Here is a 14,881-nt window from a genome sequence, read left to right as displayed (position 1 = left end):
ATTCTGGTGTGAAGCAGCAAGCATCTCGATTGAGATGTTCTTTTTTTCATAGAGACGGTAATAATACACAAGTGTGTCTTGCTGACTGGTTGTTTTCACGCAAGGCACGAAACCTATTTCTTTTTTCCATTACAAGGAGAAACAAGCAATCGAAACAACGCAGAGACTTAATGACCAGATTCGGATCAGTCCGGTACGGGTCATTGATCAAGACGGGGAGCAATTAGGAGTGATTCCTACCGCAGAAGCTTTAAAGTTAGCTATGGAGGCAAACCTCGATCTGGTTGAAGTTGCCTCTGACGCAAAACCCCCGGTCTGTCGGATTATGGACTATGGCAAGCTGAAGTACGAGCGTAAAAAAAAGACCAGCAAAAACACCAAGCAGCATCAGGTCCAACTGAAAGAAATTCGGATGCGTCCGAAAATCGGGAAGCACGACATCGAGTTCAAGTTGAAAAGTGCCCGCAAATTTCTGGAGCAGAAAGACAAGGTTAAATTCAATATCATGTTCCGTGGTCGTGAAAATGCACACCATGAACTTGGTCGAACGATCCTGGGAGACATTCAGGAACAGCTTTCCGAGATCGCTAAAGTGGAACAGGCTCCCACAATGGCCAGCGGTCGAAATATGATTATGGTGCTGGCGCCTCGTTAATCGGCAGCTTCTTTTAACGCGATAAATGGATCAGAAGTGGATCTCGAATAAGAGGATCATCCCCCCTGGTTCGCTTTGCGCGCGGTTCAGGCTGACGAATTGTAGCAGCAATGGAGCCGCTTAAAACGCAACCCAATTTCCACTCCGATCGCTTTCTACAATCGCCTCAATCACTCGCATGTTTCCGATGGCATCGTTTAGCGGTGTCGGAACAGGGGTGTTATTCAGAATGGCCTGTGACATCAGGTCTCCCTGAATCGTATACTGATTGCAGAGTTCCAGTTCGATCTCTTCAATCTCACCATCTGTCTGCAGCCAGATCTTGCAGGGGCGATCGATGGGCGCGTTAAACGGGATTTCGATTTCGATGCGACCCGTGGTTCCATGGATGTGGACACGTTGATAAGGATTGAGCTGAGTCGAACTAGTGAAAGTCGAAGTTCCGTTACCAAAATCGAGTGTGGCAGAAGCCAGGTAATCTGTACCCAGGTTTTTATCGTATTCAGCGATTCCGAAAACACGCTGGGGCTCGGCACCGAAAATAAATCGAGACAATGAAATGGGATAACAGCCAATATCCATTAAACCGCCACCGCCGATGTCACTTTGATTACGAATGTTCTGAGGGTCGTTGTTAAAGTAGGAGAAAAATGACTGGATGGTGCGCAGGGTTCCAATTTTTCCTTCCTGCACCATTTTTTGGGCCAGTTGCCATTGGGGGTGATGGCGGTACATGAAGGCCTCCATGACCTTCAGCTCCGGATGAGCAGCAGCACAGTCGAAAAGCTGTTGACCTTCTGCTGCAGACAATCCAATGGGCTTCTCGCACAGCACATGTTTGCCTGCTTCAATGGCTTTGATCGACCAGGGAACATGCATGTGGTTGGGCAGAGGGTTATAGATCGCATCAATCTCAGGATCTGCCAGTAATTCTTCATAAGAACCGTAGGCATGGGGAATTCCCAATTCTGCAGCAACCTGTTTTGCCCGATCCAGATTGCGTGATGCGATTGCAGTCACATCACAGAAATGGCCTTGTTGCATCGCAGGAATCACCTGCACTGTTCCAATTTTTGCTGTACTCAGAATACCCCAGCGGATTTTGTCGCTCATGTGATGCCTGTTATCGATCGATGGAAGATGGGATTCAAAAAGAAAGCCGGTAGATCAGCGCAAAAGAATCGCCGATTTACCGCGTTCATGTCTTGGGAAGGCATGAACGCCGCGTTGTTTTTTATGATGAGCAGAGTATAGACAAATCGAACCCTGCAATACAGGGTAGACGCGGAATTTAATTGCCGGCTGGCGTCCTGTCGATGTGAAGACAATACGTATCGACTGCTCTCTGGAGATGATTTATTTTTGGGGTTGCGGAGGATCTCCCTCCAGCGTGAAGTCGGCGCTGTCAGCTCCCCCTTCATTAATTGCAATCTCAAGCGTCGATTCAGAATTGTATTTTGTGGGAACAATCTGCTCACGCACATTGACCACTTCGCCCGGATTGTCTTCAGTGGTCTTGCCGGGAACATCCCGCATGGATTTGATTTCGACTTTCTTTTTTCCGACTTCTGTTTCTATGGAATACGTTCCAGCTTGGATTTTGCCTGCATAGGCGTGTCCCTGCCCATCTGCGGGGCGAAAAATGATATCCCCTTCAGGCAGAGGCTCGCCGTTTAGGGTGATTTTTCCGGAAACAGTGATCAGCTTGGGGCCATCGGCGTTTTTTCCACAGCCTGCCAACACAGAGAAGAGGAAAAATGCAATTGCGCAAAAAAAGATATGAGTGGTAGATCGATTCATCGAAGTCTTCTTTCAATCAATGTAAATTCAATTATGAAATAGAGCAGGCGTTGGTTCGCTTAAGCCTGCGATCACGTGTGCCTGATCCAGATATATTGAATCAGGCCACGTCATCTTCAACTCAAGCCGACAGGGATGATTTTCGGCTTGAGTTCCGATAAAGAGTTAATCCGATCGGGAAGGGATCAGAGTTTTGGGTTTACCATTCTCCGAGGACCTCATTGCCGTTTCGGGTACCCAGGTTCTGGAATAGGGTACGATCAATGTTAGAACTGACAAATCGTGTTGAAGCATCAGCCAGTGCAACGTGTACGCCTCCGGTGTGGTAGCTTCTGGCGAAGTTGCGAGGGGAGTTATAGTTGCTTTGACTTGTACACGGGGAATTCGGGAACGTCTGGCTCTTGCAGGAGTAGACTTCATCGGGGAGTGAAGTGTTGGGAGGCTCCAGTGTGGTGAAACCGAATCCACCCCCTTTGCCACCTCCCCAGTATCCTCCTGCGGCACCCCAGCCACCACCGGTCGTGCCGCGAATTAATGTTTCACTGATAAAGAGCGTGTTGGTGGTGCCGTCAACAATATCTCGCATTTTGTGTCGGGAAAGTGAGTAGAAGATCCCTCCAGAATCGGTACCATAGGTGATTGGCTTATTGCCGGCACAGACAACATAACTTCCCTGGAATCCACGTCCACCAGAACGTGTCCCTCCCCCTCCTCCAAAGGCAGGGTGCGATGCTTCTGAGGGGCACATTAAAACGGCAATGGGTTGGTCTTTAATTTCTACGGGTGTGTCCATCACCCACTGCCCCTGCCAGCTCATGTATTTATTGTACATGGGAGCCTGCTCGATAAAGGGCAGGATCTGCTGCATCCAGGTATCGCGTAAGTGGAAAGTGCCTGTTTCCATAACGCCGTAGGGAAACACGCTATGTGTCCCATGGTAATTGTGTAGAGCCAGCGCCACTTGCTTGAAGTTGTTTTTACAGGACGACCGGCGTGCTGCTTCTCGGGCCTGTTGAACTGCCGGCAGTAGCAGTGCAATGAGGATGGCGATGATGGCAATCACCACCAATAATTCGATTAGTGTGAAACCGTGGTTTCTTTGAATAGATTTTGTTTTCATACTCCTGGCCCTTAAATAAAGAAAAGTTAAGACAGAGCAATGTAGATATTGGAAACAATGAAAATCGCCGCCGAAGCACATCAGCGAGCAAAAAGAAATTGTTAGAGGGTATGGATTTATGGAGATCTGAACCTCAGTGTTCAAGACAAATTCGCTCTCAGGGGTAATTAGGATGTACGGGTATTTAAGTCTTTGAAAATAAGTAAATACAAGAATGTAACTATACATATAAATATTAATATTAATTAATCCAGTATAAAATTCCGTGAAAAGGAATAAATGGTGAGATCTCTGGATGGGCTCCGCTAGTTTTGGCAGGAATCACAAGAATGTGTAGCAGTTTTCCTGGTTTACAAGCAAAGGCCATTCTGGGGAGGAATTCGTTTTCAATTTTCAAATCGACGGTGACCACAGATGTCAGAGTGAGATCAGGTGTGATGGAGTCGGTATTTCGGATGAACGTGTCCAGGATCTTACCGGCTGGTTGCGGTAAGGCTTGTGGATCTGCTTGTCTGCGAGTGAGTGAGGTTTTGTCTGCTTAACGCGCCATCAGTAATTGCGCAGCAGTTCTCATGGAGGGAGTTACTTGCATTGGTGAAGCGCGTTTTCACAGTGTTTTGAGGCTGTCCCCATTATTGAGAATATCTATTCGTGTGACTCCCGACTCCAAGAATCTTGTGGCTAGTGCTCTGGGAATGGATTGCTTAGTTTTCTGCTTACTTCTATTCTTGCTACTGATGATGGGGTTTCTTCTCTGGAACTCAGGTGAAAAGTCCGCTTTGACCGTCGATTGCCACATCAATCCCAGAGGCAATTCCTGCTTTTTGGGGGTGGTCTTGCTCGAAAGGTCTTATCAGGTATATCAAAATGGATCGTTTTCAGTTTCCGAAATGGACAAATGCAATTGTTCCAGTGCTGGGTGCGCTGGGCGGGATCGGTATGTTGTACGTAATTGGGATGGTTGCTTATGGGGCCAGTCCTGAAACAACAGACGTCGGCTATCAGCCCGAGCAGCCATTGCCCTTCAGTCATGCATTGCATGCTGGCAAGCTCAAGTTGGATTGTCGCTATTGTCATAACACGGTCGAAGTTGCCGGGCACGCTGCTATTCCCCCGACCTCGACTTGTTTGAATTGTCACAGTGGCGCTGATGCTAACGGCGTTGTAAATACAGTTGCCGTTCATTCTACCAGTACTAAACTGGCTCCCATTCGTGAGAGTCAGGCGACAGGAAAGTCGATGCAGTGGCGGCGTGTGCATGACTTGCCTGATTATGTTTATTTCAATCATAGTGCTCACGTGCGTCGTGGTGTGAGTTGTGTTGCCTGTCATGGTCGAGTCGACAAGATGGAGAAGGTGACTCAGGTGAAACCATTGAGTATGAGCTGGTGTCTGGAATGTCATCGCAATCCTGAGCCAAATCTTCGTCCACCAGAGTTTGTGACAAAGCTTGATTGGGTGCCCGAAGGAGATCCGCACGAAGTGGGTGAAATGGTTCGTGAGGAACTGAATTTGAATCCTTCTACTAATTGTTCTACGTGTCACCGCTAAGGGGTTCGGTTGTGGATAAAAAGTATTGGCGAAGTCTGGGTGAGTTGCATTCCACGCCGGAGTTTGAAGAGATCTTGCATCGTGAGTTTCCAGTCGCTGCGTCCGAATATCCGGAAGGGGTTTCGCGTCGTCGCTGGATGCAGTTAATGGGGGCGTCTGTTGCCTTGGCTAGTGTTTCAGGCTGCCGCTGGGAAGACGAAAAAATTTCTCCCAGTGTTTCACGTCCAGAAGGCATGATTCCCGGCAAGCCGCAAAAATATGCGACACTGATGGAGCTGGGAGGGATGGCCGAGAGTCTGTTGGTCACCTGTTTCGATGGTCGGCCGATCAAGGTAGAAGGGAATCCCGACTCGCCGCAGAGCAAGGGGTCTTCCACTGTTTTTGCTCAATCGGAAACGCTGTCATTGTACGATCCCGACCGGGCTGTCGGTGTCGTTGAACGTAAGGGTGGGACGCGTTACGTTCGGGATTGGCAGACTTTTATTGAATATTCAGATACTGTGCTGGGTCAGGCACAAAAGGACGGCGGCGCCAAGTTGCGTGTGCTGGCTGATGTGAGTTCTTCGGCTGCCAGAAAGCATCTTCAGGAGAAGTTTTCTGCTCTGTATCCGAAGGCTCGCTGGTATGATTACACAGCCAACTCACGTGACAATGTTTACGAAGGTGCCAAAATTGCCTTCGGGGAAGTGGTTCGTCCGCACTTCGATTTAACCAAGGCAAATGTGGTTGTCTGTCTGGATGAGGATCTGCTGTCCGAGCATCCTGCATCGCTTCTGCATACACGTGACTGGGCTTCCCGCCGCGATCCAGCTGCGGGGCCGATGAATCGTCTGTATTCCGTGGAAAGTCGGTTTACGACAACCGGGGCTGCCGCCGATCATCGTTTGCCAACCCGCTCGGTTGATCTTGGTTATTTTCTGACCAAGCTGGAAGAGCAGGTTCAACAGCGTCTGTCAGAAAAGCATGCTGAGGCTGAAGGCGATGATTATGCTGCGAAGGTGTTGGCGGCAATGTCCGAAGATCTAGTCGCCAATCAGGGGTCTGGTTTGATTGCCATCGGTGCCAATCAACCGGCTGAGCTGCACGCCCGCGTGCATAAGTTAAACGAACAGCTGGGTAATGTAGGCGAAGCCATTCGTTATTCTAAGGAGCCACTGGCGCGTGATTTGTCTGCTGTTGAAGCATTGCGAACATTGACGGAAGAAATGCAGTCCGGTGCCGTTGAGACGCTGGTGATTCTGGGGGGTAACCCTGCTTACAATGCTCCCGGCGATATTGACTTCGTTTCCGCACTTGGCAAGGTGCCTAACTCGATGCACCTTGGCGCATATGAAGATGAGACTTCGCTGTTATGTCAATGGCATCTGCCTCAAACACATCCGTTTGAGCAGTGGGGTGACTCTCGTGCTTATGACGGAACATTGTGTGTGGCACAGCCTTTGATTGAACCATTGCACGACGGGAAATCAGAAGTCGAGTTGCTGGCGATTCTCTGTGGCGATAAACACCCGGTCGCATTGGACCTGATCAAAGAAGCCGTCAAAGGCTCACTGGATTCCATGACCGTCAATGCTTCCTGGCGTCGACTCGTTCATGATGGCCTGCTGAAGGGGAGTTCGCTCGAAGCCGTCTCGCCGAAAGTCAAATCTCTGCCTGCTGCGAAAATTGTCGAAGCGGCCAGTGAAGAGATGGAGCTGGTGTTTTATCTCAGTCCCCAACTCTATGACGGCCGATTTGCCAATAGCGGCTGGTTGCAGGAAACGCCTGATAATCTGACAAAAATCACCTGGGATAACGCTGCTTTGATCGCTCCCAAAACAGCTAAAGATCTCGGGGTGGGGTTTGGCTCTGTTGTGAAGCTGATTCTAGACGGCAAGTCGCTCGAGCTGCCTGTATATGTTCTGCCCGGACAGGCACCGAATTCGATCGCGGTTGCTCTGGGGTACGGTCGCACCGCAGCAGGTATGGTCGGGGGTGATGTTGCCCGGGATGTGAAGCCCGTTGGTGAAAACGTGGCAGCGTTACAGTCTAAAGCATCGATGAACTTTGCCGGCGGTCTGAAAGTCGAAAAGACAGGCAAGGAATACGAACTGGCCATTACACAGGACCATCACGCCATTGATGCCGTTGGTGCAAGCGAAGTTCAGGGACGTGTTGGTCAGTTGGTGCGTGAAGGGGATCTCAGCGAATATGAGTCGAATCCTGGTTTCGCGAAAGGTCGTACCCATCATCCGGACCTGGTATCCTTGTGGGACAAAAATAAAGAGGGAAAGCCAAACTATCAAGAGCTGTCCTATGAAGGTCAAGCTTGGGGTATGTCGATCGATTTGACCAAGTGTATTGGCTGTAATGCTTGTATGGTTTCCTGTCAGGCGGAAAATAACGTACCCGTCGTTGGTCGCGAACAGGTGATTAACAGTCGTGAAATGCACTGGTTACGCGTCGATCGTTACTTCACGGGTGACGACGAAAATAATCCGGGTGTTGCCGTGCAGCCGATGTTATGTCAGCAGTGTGAGTTGGCTCCCTGTGAGCAGGTTTGCCCCGTTGCTGCAACCGTGCATACCGATGAAGGTTTGAACGACATGGTGTATAACCGCTGTGTCGGAACCCGGTATTGTGCCAACAACTGTCCTTATAAGGTGCGACGTTTTAACTACTTCAACTTCAATAAAGTTTATGAGCAACCTCGTGGAAAACTGCAGGCTCTGGTACTGAATCCGGAAGTGACCGTCCGTCATCGCGGGGTTATGGAAAAATGTACTTATTGTGTGCAGCGTATTAAAGCGGTCCAGATCGAAGCCAAAAACGACCAGCGTCCGATTGAAGATGGAGAAATTGTAACAGCCTGTCAGCAAGCCTGTTCCGCGAAGGCCATTGAGTTTGGCGATTTGACGAAAGAAAACAGTAAAGTCGCACAGGCCCATGCAAATCCGCGTTCGTATGCTGCTTTGTCGGAGTTGAATATCAAACCTCGAACGGCGTATCTGGCTCGCATTACCAATCCGCATCCTTCACTGGCGAAACCCGCTACGGAAGGGCATGGCCATGGGCATGACGAACAGCACGCAGAAGCGGACACTGAGAAAAAGACAGAGAAGCATTAGTAGAGACAAATTGTGACAGAAGGAATTTCTGTCATGAGACGATAAGAGTGACTAACCAATCCTTTTGAATTTATTGAGCAAAGATATCAAAAGCTATGGCTTCAGTAACAGCAGAGCCTATTGACACAACAATCGAAGTTCCCGGTAAGCGAACTCCGCTCGTGACTGGTGCTCACGACTATGGGACTGTCACCGACGCCGTCTGTCGACTGGCTGAATGTAAGACTCCCAAAGCCTGGTATCTGGCATTAGGCGTTTCCGCCTGCTTGATGGGAATGTTGTTTGGTCTGATTGGGTATTTGATTATTACCGGTGTTGGTGTCTGGGGTAACCGTAGTCCTGTCTTCTGGGGCTGGCCGATTGTGAACTTCGTGTTCTGGGTCGGTATTGGTCACGCTGGTACTTTGATTTCCGCGATTTTATTCCTGTTCCGTCAGGACTGGCGAACCGGGATCAACCGTGCTGCTGAAGCAATGACGATTTTCGCTGTGGTTTGTGCGGGTGTCTTCCCAGGGATTCACATTGGTCGTGTCTGGTTGGCTTACTGGCTCTTCCCCATTCCCAACCAGATGGCAATGTGGCCCAACTTCCGTAGTCCACTGCTGTGGGACGTGTTCGCTGTTTCGACTTATGCAACTGTGTCACTGTTGTTTTGGTATATGGGCATGATTCCTGACCTCGCGACACTCCGCGATCGGGCTACTGGAAAAATTCAGCAGTTTGCCTACGGTCTGTTTTCACTGGGGTGGAATGGGTCTTCGCGGCACTGGCATCGCTATGAGCGAGCTTACCTGTTGTTAGCAGCTCTGGCAGCGCCTTTGGTGCTTAGTGTGCATACAATCGTTAGTTTTGACTTTGCTGTTTCTCAGTTACCAGGTTGGCATACCACAATCTTTCCTCCGTACTTCGTCGCAGGGGCCGTCTTCAGTGGTTTTGCGATGGTGCTGACACTGATGATTCCTGCCAGAAAAATTTGCGGGATTGAGGATTTGTTAACGGATCGCCACTTGGAAAATATGACCAAAGTGATTATTGCCACTGGTACGATGGTGGGTTATGCCTATGCGATGGAGTTTTTCATTGCCTGGTATGGTGGAAACCGCTACGAAACCTTTGCCTTTATTAACCGTGCCTTCGGTCCTTATGCCTGGGCTTACTGGATCATGGTATCGTGTAACGTCATCAGCCCACAGTTGTTCTGGATCAAAAAGATCCGTACGACTCCCTGGATGATTTTTGTTGTGTGTGTGTTTGTGAATATCGGTATGTGGTTTGAGCGTTTTGTGATTACAGTAACCTCCTTGAGCCGGGATTTTCTGCCTTCCAGCTGGGGGTATTTCAAGCCAACCATCGTCGATGTTTTAATGTTAATCGGTAGTTTCGGTCTGTTTATGACTTTGTTCCTGCTCTTCTGCAAGTTCCTGCCGATGGTGGCGATGGCAGAAGTCAAAAGTGTGATGCCTCGACCAGGCGGTCATGGCGATCATTAAAAACGTGTCTGCAGGATAGCGGTCAGGTACAACTTACCTTCTTAGTTTGAATAAAAAGATTATGGCGACCACAATCGAACAACCAGTAAAAACGAAAGCAGAACCTGAATTACTCGGGTTCCTTGCCGAGTTCGATGATCCCAATGCGTTGATCGAAGCATCAAAGAAAGTTCGCGATGCCGGCTACCGCAACTGGGACACGCATACTCCTTTCCCGCTACACGGGATTGATGAAGCAATGGGAATCAAATGGACGATTCTGCCTTGGATCGTCGCCTGCTGTGGACTGATGGGGGGCACGATTGCAATCAGTATGCAATGGTATATGAACGCATACGATTACCCGTTTTTAATTAGTGGCAAACCGCTATTTAGTATTCCCGCCTGTATTCCGATTGTATTCGAACTGTCTGTTTTATTAGCCGCCTTTGGCGCATTTTTCGGGATGCTGGGACTGAACCAGTTGCCCAAACTATATAATCCCATGTTTAAGTCTGAAGCGTTTCGTCGTGTGACCAACGATCGCTTCTTTATTAGTATGGACGCAAAAGACGCGAAATTTTCCGAGATCGATACAGGTGAATTTCTTAAGTCATTAAATCCTACCAATGTGGAAGAATTCTGGTCTGACGTCGAATCTCCCAAACTGCCTAGAAATCTGAAATTGGGTCTGAGCATTGTGGGTGTGTTGATGATCATGCCTCCTGCTCTGGTAGCGTATAAGCGTTCGACAACGACAAATACGCCGCGCGTCCATATCGTTCCCGACATGGACTTCCAGCCAAGTTTGAAAGCACAGAATACGACGAACGTGTTCTCTGATGGCCGCGAAATACGCCCGAATATCAAAGGCACGATTCCCCGTGGGCAATTTAAAGATGACAACATTCCCTTCTACTATGGGTTGAAATATCTCCCTGAAGATCAGGATGTCGTTACAATCGCAGTGCAGGATGAAAAGAAAGCGGATGCAAAACCCGCAGAAGACAAGAAAGCGGATGCTGAAAAAGCACCAGCGACAAAGCCGGCTGCCGCTGATCCTGCCGCTGCAGCAGCAGCTGAAGCGAAAAAGCTGGATGAGCTTCCCTGGGTCACCGAGTTCCCGATGCCGGTAACAGCAAAAATGATGGCTCGCGGAAAAGAACGCTATCGGATTTATTGTTCTGCCTGTCACGGTCTGGGCGGTGAAGGTGATGGGCTTGTCACCTTAAGGGCCATGGATCTGCAGCAGGGAACCTGGGTGAAACCAGCTTCTTATCATACGGAAAACGTGCGAAAGCTACCCGTTGGTCGCCTGTATCACACAATCACGAACGGGGTTCGCAAGATGCCCGCATACGGACCACAGATTCCACCAGAAGATCGCTGGTCGATTGTGTTGTATCTGAAAGCACTGCAGAAGAGTCAACAGATTGATGCAAATACGCTTCCTGAAGATGTAAAGCGAAAACTTCGGGACACCAAGTAATAGAGTTATTTCCATAGGCAACTTGTTAAATTTCATCTCGTTGTAATACAAGAAACGTTATGCAAACTTCACCTGACACAGATAAAAAGATTACCGTTCAAACACTGGCTGAGCTGGGGCCGCTCCCAATGAAGGTGGCACTGGGCTGTGCTGTCCTGCTGCCGGTGGCCTTTTTATTAGGGTGGTTCAGCGAAAACGGGATGACAAAGTTTGCCTTCTCTTATCTGCAGAGCACATTCTTCTTTTTGAGCATCTCGCTGGGCGCGTTGTTCTTTGTAATGATTCAACAACTGACGCGTGCTGGTTGGAGTGTTGTTTTACGCCGTTTATCTGAATTTATTGCGATGGGCGTGATTCCCTTGGCTGTACTGGTACTGCCAATCGTGCTCGTCACATTAGCCGGAAACGATATTTTATATCAATGGGCCAGTGCGAAGAATGTGGCAGAAGACCACCTTCTACAGGCAAAAGCACCCTATCTGAACAGTGGCTTTTTCGCGATTCGTTATTTGATTTATTTCGGTTCCTGGATTTTCCTGGCCCGGTTCTTCCTGAATAAGTCAGTCGCTCAGGATGCAAACGGCGATCCCGAATTGACACTATTAATGGAACGACGTAGTGGACCGGCACTGTTGCTCTTTTCCTTCACCTTAACGTTTGCTGCCTTTGACTTTATCATGTCATTGGACGCACACTGGTTTAGTACGATTTTTGGTGTCTACTATTTTGCCGCTGGTCTGGTGGGCTTCTTCAGCTTTCTGGCGATCAGTTTGGTTTACCTGCGCAGCAAAGGCTTGCTGCAGGAACCGGTTACCGTAGAACATTTACATGATGTGGGCAAACTGTTATTTGCCTTTAACTGCTTCTGGGCTTATATCGCCATTTCACAGTATCTGTTGATCTGGTATTCCAATATTCCTGAAGAAACAGTCTTCTATCTGCACCGCCAGGATCATGGCTGGGGAACGATCTCACTAATTCTGGTGATTGGTCATTTCGCGATTCCATTTGTGTTCTTCATGTCGCGCTGGATGAAGCGGAATCCCAAGACGCTGTTTTTCTGGGCCTTTTATCTGCTGGTCATGAACTGGATCGATATCTTCTGGCTGGTGATGCCGAATGCTAACGTGGGGGGCGTCTCCTTTGGAATGATCCTGGTCGATGTCTGTTGTACGATCGGAGTTGGCGGGATTTATGTCGCTGGTTTACTGAAATTTGCCGGTCAGACGTCCGTCATGCCGGTCAGAGATCCGCGTCTGGAAGAGTCACTGAAGTTTCACAATATTTAATCACAGTTTGATCAAACTCGATCAGCGCCTTTTAATATAAGAGAATAAACTATGTCCGGTCCTAAAGCAGCCTATGATGATCTCGATACGACGATGATCGCTTATGTTGGTTTCGTCGGAACTGTCGTTACCTTTTTTCTGGTCTTCGCGATTGCCGCATTGGATATGTCGTTCGAAAAATCAGAAAACGTAGAGAAGGTGATTCTGGTGCCGGAGAAAAATGCAGAAAGTATTCTGGCTAATCAGGCGGCTGCGTTAACCGAATATCGTTGGATTGACCAAGACAAAAATATTGTAGCTGTGCCCATTGATCGGGCTATGGAAATTGTTGTTCAGGAGGAACAAGCAAAACAGAAACAAGCTAAAACCAAGAACCCATGAAACTTTTTCAGTTCTTTATTCTGACGCTCCTGATCTGGTCATCCAGCATGATGACAGTGCAGGCTCAGCGTATGGAAAAAGCACCAAAAAGTATCGAGTCTTTGGATGTGATTGAGCATCTGGAGAGTGAGTTGCCTTTGGAGTTGGCGTTTCAGGACAGTTCCGGAGAACAGGTCAAGCTGGGAGATTACTTTCAAAAAGATCGCCCTGTGATCCTGTCTCTAAACTATTCAAATTGTCCGATGCTGTGTTCATTACAACTCACAGCATTGGTGAGAGGTTTAAAAGAATTAGAGTGGTCTGCGGGACAGCAATATGAATTTCTGTCGGTGAGTATTGATCCGAAAGAGACTTATCAGCGGGCCAATTTAACAAAGCAGAAATACTTTAAAGAATATAACCGTGCAGGAACGGCCAACGGCTGGCATTTTCTGTGCGGTAAACAGGCGGCAATTACAAAATTAGCAGAGGCAATGGGGGTTCAATACAAGTACGTGGAAGAACGCCAGGAATATGCTCACCCGGCTGTTCTGTTAGTGTGTACTCCCGATGGGAAGATTTCCCGCTACTTATATGGAGTGAATTTTCCGGAACAGACATTGAAACTGGCATTGGTGGAAGCGTCTGAAGGAAAAATTGGAACAACCATTGATCGTTTTTTACTGTTCTGTTTTCACTACGATGCAGACAGTGGTCGGTATGCACCGACCGCGCGGAATATTATGAAAATTGGTGGGTTTGCCACCGTCTTTATCTTAACGGTCGTTTTGATTCCCTATTGGCGGGGACGTAAAGGCCGGCAGGTTATAGAATCGACGGCAAGCCAGACTATGGAAACGACAGAGGGGTCCTGAATCAGGAGTCTTCTAAGAAGCGGATTTGTGTTTTAATCAGATTTGGTTAATACCTTAAATATTTTAACACTCAACAGTTGATTGTGTGAATGCAGATGAAACTATTCATCCCTAATTTATTAGCGAATGGCGAAGCCGGGTTTTGGTTCCCGTCTCAAGGTTCTACGGTGGCAGAGAGCGTTGACTCTGTCTACTTCTTTATCCTGTATGTCTGCACGTTCTTTTTCGTGTTGATTGTCGGTTTAATGGTCCTGTTTATGATCAAATACCGTCATCGCCCAGGTGTGGAAGCAGAAAAAACAGTCACTCATAACCTGACATTGGAATTATCGTGGTCAGTCATTCCGACTCTGCTGACAATCGTCATGTTCTGGATCGGATTTACTTCCTATCTGGATATGCGAACGCCTCCTGCTTCTTCGTATGAAATCGATGTCGTCGCCAAGAAGTGGTCCTGGGCATTCAAATATCCGAATGGCTGGATTGAAAGCGAACTGCATATTCCCAAAGGGGAAGACGTGACTTTGACGATGGCCTCGGACGATGTGATTCACAGCCTGTGGATTCCTGCCTTCCGAACCAAGATGGATGTCGTGCCTGGCCGTTACACACAGGAGTGGTTTAATGCCACCAAAGCGGGAACTTATCCACTGATGTGTGCCGAGTACTGCGGTCAGAAACACTCGGAAATGGTCACTAATGTGGTCGTGCATGAGACTCGTGGTGACTTTGATAAATGGCTGCAGGTGGCGTCCGACATTCATAAAAACAAGACTCCTGTGGAAGCCGGTGAATATTTTTACAAAAGCCGTGGCTGCATTCAGTGCCATTCACTGGATGGGGTACCTAAGAATGGACCATCGTTCAAAGAACTGTTTGGCAAAGAGCGAAAATTCACAGATGGGACATCCACGATTGCAGATGCAAACTATATTCGTCAGTCGATTCTGGAGCCACAATCCAAAATTGTGGATGGTTTCCGACCGATTATGCCGACCTTCAAAGGGCAGTTAACGGATCAGGATATTTCCGCGATCATTGCTTTCATCAAGAGTCAAAAGTAACGAACGTGATTCTGTCACGAGATAAATAAGTGAGAACCTGTTTCTCGATTGTGTTTCCGGATTTTTTAATCCGACCCTATTTGAAATTATTCAGGAGGCTGG

12 protein-coding genes are annotated in these 14,881 nt (G+C 48.3%); 9 read left to right on the top strand and 3 right to left on the bottom strand.

The window, feature by feature from the left end; genetic code table 11:
- Nucleotides 1-115: 115 nt before the first annotated feature.
- Nucleotides 116-655, top strand: coding sequence for a translation initiation factor IF-3 (gene infC / locus Pan241w_RS27090; RefSeq protein ID WP_145222281.1), 540 nt, complete (start codon nt 116-118; stop codon nt 653-655).
- A 120-nt stretch (nt 656-775) separates the two neighbouring features.
- Here the strand turns inward: infC and Pan241w_RS27085 are convergent, their stop codons facing one another.
- From Pan241w_RS27085 to Pan241w_RS27075, 3 genes are all read right to left on the bottom strand, one after another.
- Nucleotides 776-1,768: a Gfo/Idh/MocA family protein gene (locus tag Pan241w_RS27085; RefSeq protein ID WP_145222279.1), complete on the bottom strand. Its 993-nt coding sequence runs from the start codon at nt 1,766-1,768 to the stop codon at nt 776-778.
- A 243-nt stretch (nt 1,769-2,011) separates the two neighbouring features.
- Nucleotides 2,012-2,455: a hypothetical protein gene (locus Pan241w_RS27080; RefSeq protein ID WP_145222276.1), complete on the bottom strand. Its 444-nt coding sequence runs from the start codon at nt 2,453-2,455 to the stop codon at nt 2,012-2,014.
- Nucleotides 2,456-2,654: 199 nt separating this feature from the next.
- On the bottom strand, nt 2,655-3,575 hold the full coding sequence (locus Pan241w_RS27075) for a DUF1559 family PulG-like putative transporter (RefSeq protein WP_145222273.1): 921 nt from the start codon (nt 3,573-3,575) through the stop codon (nt 2,655-2,657).
- Nucleotides 3,576-4,442: 867 nt separating this feature from the next.
- On the opposite strand from Pan241w_RS27075, the gene Pan241w_RS27070 reads away from it, so the two are divergent.
- From Pan241w_RS27070 to coxB, 8 genes are all read left to right on the top strand, one after another.
- Nucleotides 4,443-5,126, top strand: coding sequence for a cytochrome c3 family protein (locus Pan241w_RS27070; RefSeq protein WP_145222270.1), 684 nt, complete (start codon nt 4,443-4,445; stop codon nt 5,124-5,126).
- 11 nt (nt 5,127-5,137) lie between these two features.
- A complete protein-coding gene (locus Pan241w_RS27065) occupies nt 5,138-8,233 on the top strand; it encodes a TAT-variant-translocated molybdopterin oxidoreductase (RefSeq protein ID WP_145222267.1) in 3,096 nt (1,031 codons plus the stop codon).
- Nucleotides 8,234-8,328: 95 nt separating this feature from the next.
- Nucleotides 8,329-9,723 (top strand): NrfD/PsrC family molybdoenzyme membrane anchor subunit, encoded by a 1,395-nt coding sequence (nrfD, locus tag Pan241w_RS27060; RefSeq protein ID WP_145222265.1) that lies wholly within the window; start codon nt 8,329-8,331, stop codon nt 9,721-9,723.
- 61 nt (nt 9,724-9,784) lie between these two features.
- Nucleotides 9,785-11,191 (top strand): quinol:electron acceptor oxidoreductase subunit ActD, encoded by a 1,407-nt coding sequence (locus Pan241w_RS27055; protein ID WP_145222262.1) that lies wholly within the window; start codon nt 9,785-9,787, stop codon nt 11,189-11,191.
- A 59-nt stretch (nt 11,192-11,250) separates the two neighbouring features.
- Nucleotides 11,251-12,480 carry a quinol:cytochrome C oxidoreductase gene (locus Pan241w_RS27050; RefSeq protein ID WP_145222260.1) on the top strand — a complete coding sequence of 410 codons (1,230 nt, stop codon included), beginning with the start codon at nt 11,251-11,253 and terminating at the stop codon, nt 12,478-12,480.
- Between the two features lie 51 nt (nt 12,481-12,531).
- The gene (locus Pan241w_RS27045; RefSeq protein ID WP_145222257.1) at nt 12,532-12,861 is read left to right on the top strand and encodes a hypothetical protein; all 330 of its coding nucleotides are present in this window, start codon (nt 12,532-12,534) and stop codon (nt 12,859-12,861) included.
- Nucleotides 12,858-13,715, top strand: coding sequence for an SCO family protein (locus Pan241w_RS27040; RefSeq protein WP_145222254.1), 858 nt, complete (start codon nt 12,858-12,860; stop codon nt 13,713-13,715). Before Pan241w_RS27045 ends, Pan241w_RS27040 begins: the two co-directional genes overlap by 4 nt.
- A gap of 95 nt (nt 13,716-13,810) precedes the next feature.
- Nucleotides 13,811-14,779: a cytochrome c oxidase subunit II gene (gene coxB, locus Pan241w_RS27035; protein WP_232107287.1), complete on the top strand. Its 969-nt coding sequence runs from the start codon at nt 13,811-13,813 to the stop codon at nt 14,777-14,779.
- Nucleotides 14,780-14,881 lie beyond the last annotated feature (102 nt).

The organism is Gimesia alba (genome assembly GCF_007744675.1).
Lineage (GTDB): Bacteria > Planctomycetota > Planctomycetia > Planctomycetales > Planctomycetaceae > Gimesia > Gimesia alba.
Note: the sequence above shows the minus strand (reverse complement) of the source record. Positions and strands in the feature narration are given on the sequence as shown.

What these genes read in the sequence shown, in the direction of transcription:
- Pan241w_RS27085 (WP_145222279.1), bottom strand. Translation starts at nt 1,768, where the DNA reads ATGAGCGACAAAATCCGCTGGGGTATTCTGAGTACAGCAAAAATTGGA.
- Pan241w_RS27080 (WP_145222276.1), bottom strand. Translation starts at nt 2,455, where the DNA reads ATGAATCGATCTACCACTCATATCTTTTTTTGCGCAATTGCATTTTTC.
- Pan241w_RS27075 (WP_145222273.1), bottom strand. Translation starts at nt 3,575, where the DNA reads ATGAAAACAAAATCTATTCAAAGAAACCACGGTTTCACACTAATCGAA.
- Pan241w_RS27070 (WP_145222270.1), top strand. Translation starts at nt 4,443, where the DNA reads ATGGATCGTTTTCAGTTTCCGAAATGGACAAATGCAATTGTTCCAGTG.
- nrfD (WP_145222265.1), top strand. Translation starts at nt 8,329, where the DNA reads ATGGCTTCAGTAACAGCAGAGCCTATTGACACAACAATCGAAGTTCCC.
- Pan241w_RS27055 (WP_145222262.1), top strand. Translation starts at nt 9,785, where the DNA reads ATGGCGACCACAATCGAACAACCAGTAAAAACGAAAGCAGAACCTGAA.
- Pan241w_RS27050 (WP_145222260.1), top strand. Translation starts at nt 11,251, where the DNA reads ATGCAAACTTCACCTGACACAGATAAAAAGATTACCGTTCAAACACTG.
- Pan241w_RS27045 (WP_145222257.1), top strand. Translation starts at nt 12,532, where the DNA reads ATGTCCGGTCCTAAAGCAGCCTATGATGATCTCGATACGACGATGATC.
- Pan241w_RS27040 (WP_145222254.1), top strand. Translation starts at nt 12,858, where the DNA reads ATGAAACTTTTTCAGTTCTTTATTCTGACGCTCCTGATCTGGTCATCC.
- coxB (WP_232107287.1), top strand. Translation starts at nt 13,811, where the DNA reads ATGAAACTATTCATCCCTAATTTATTAGCGAATGGCGAAGCCGGGTTT.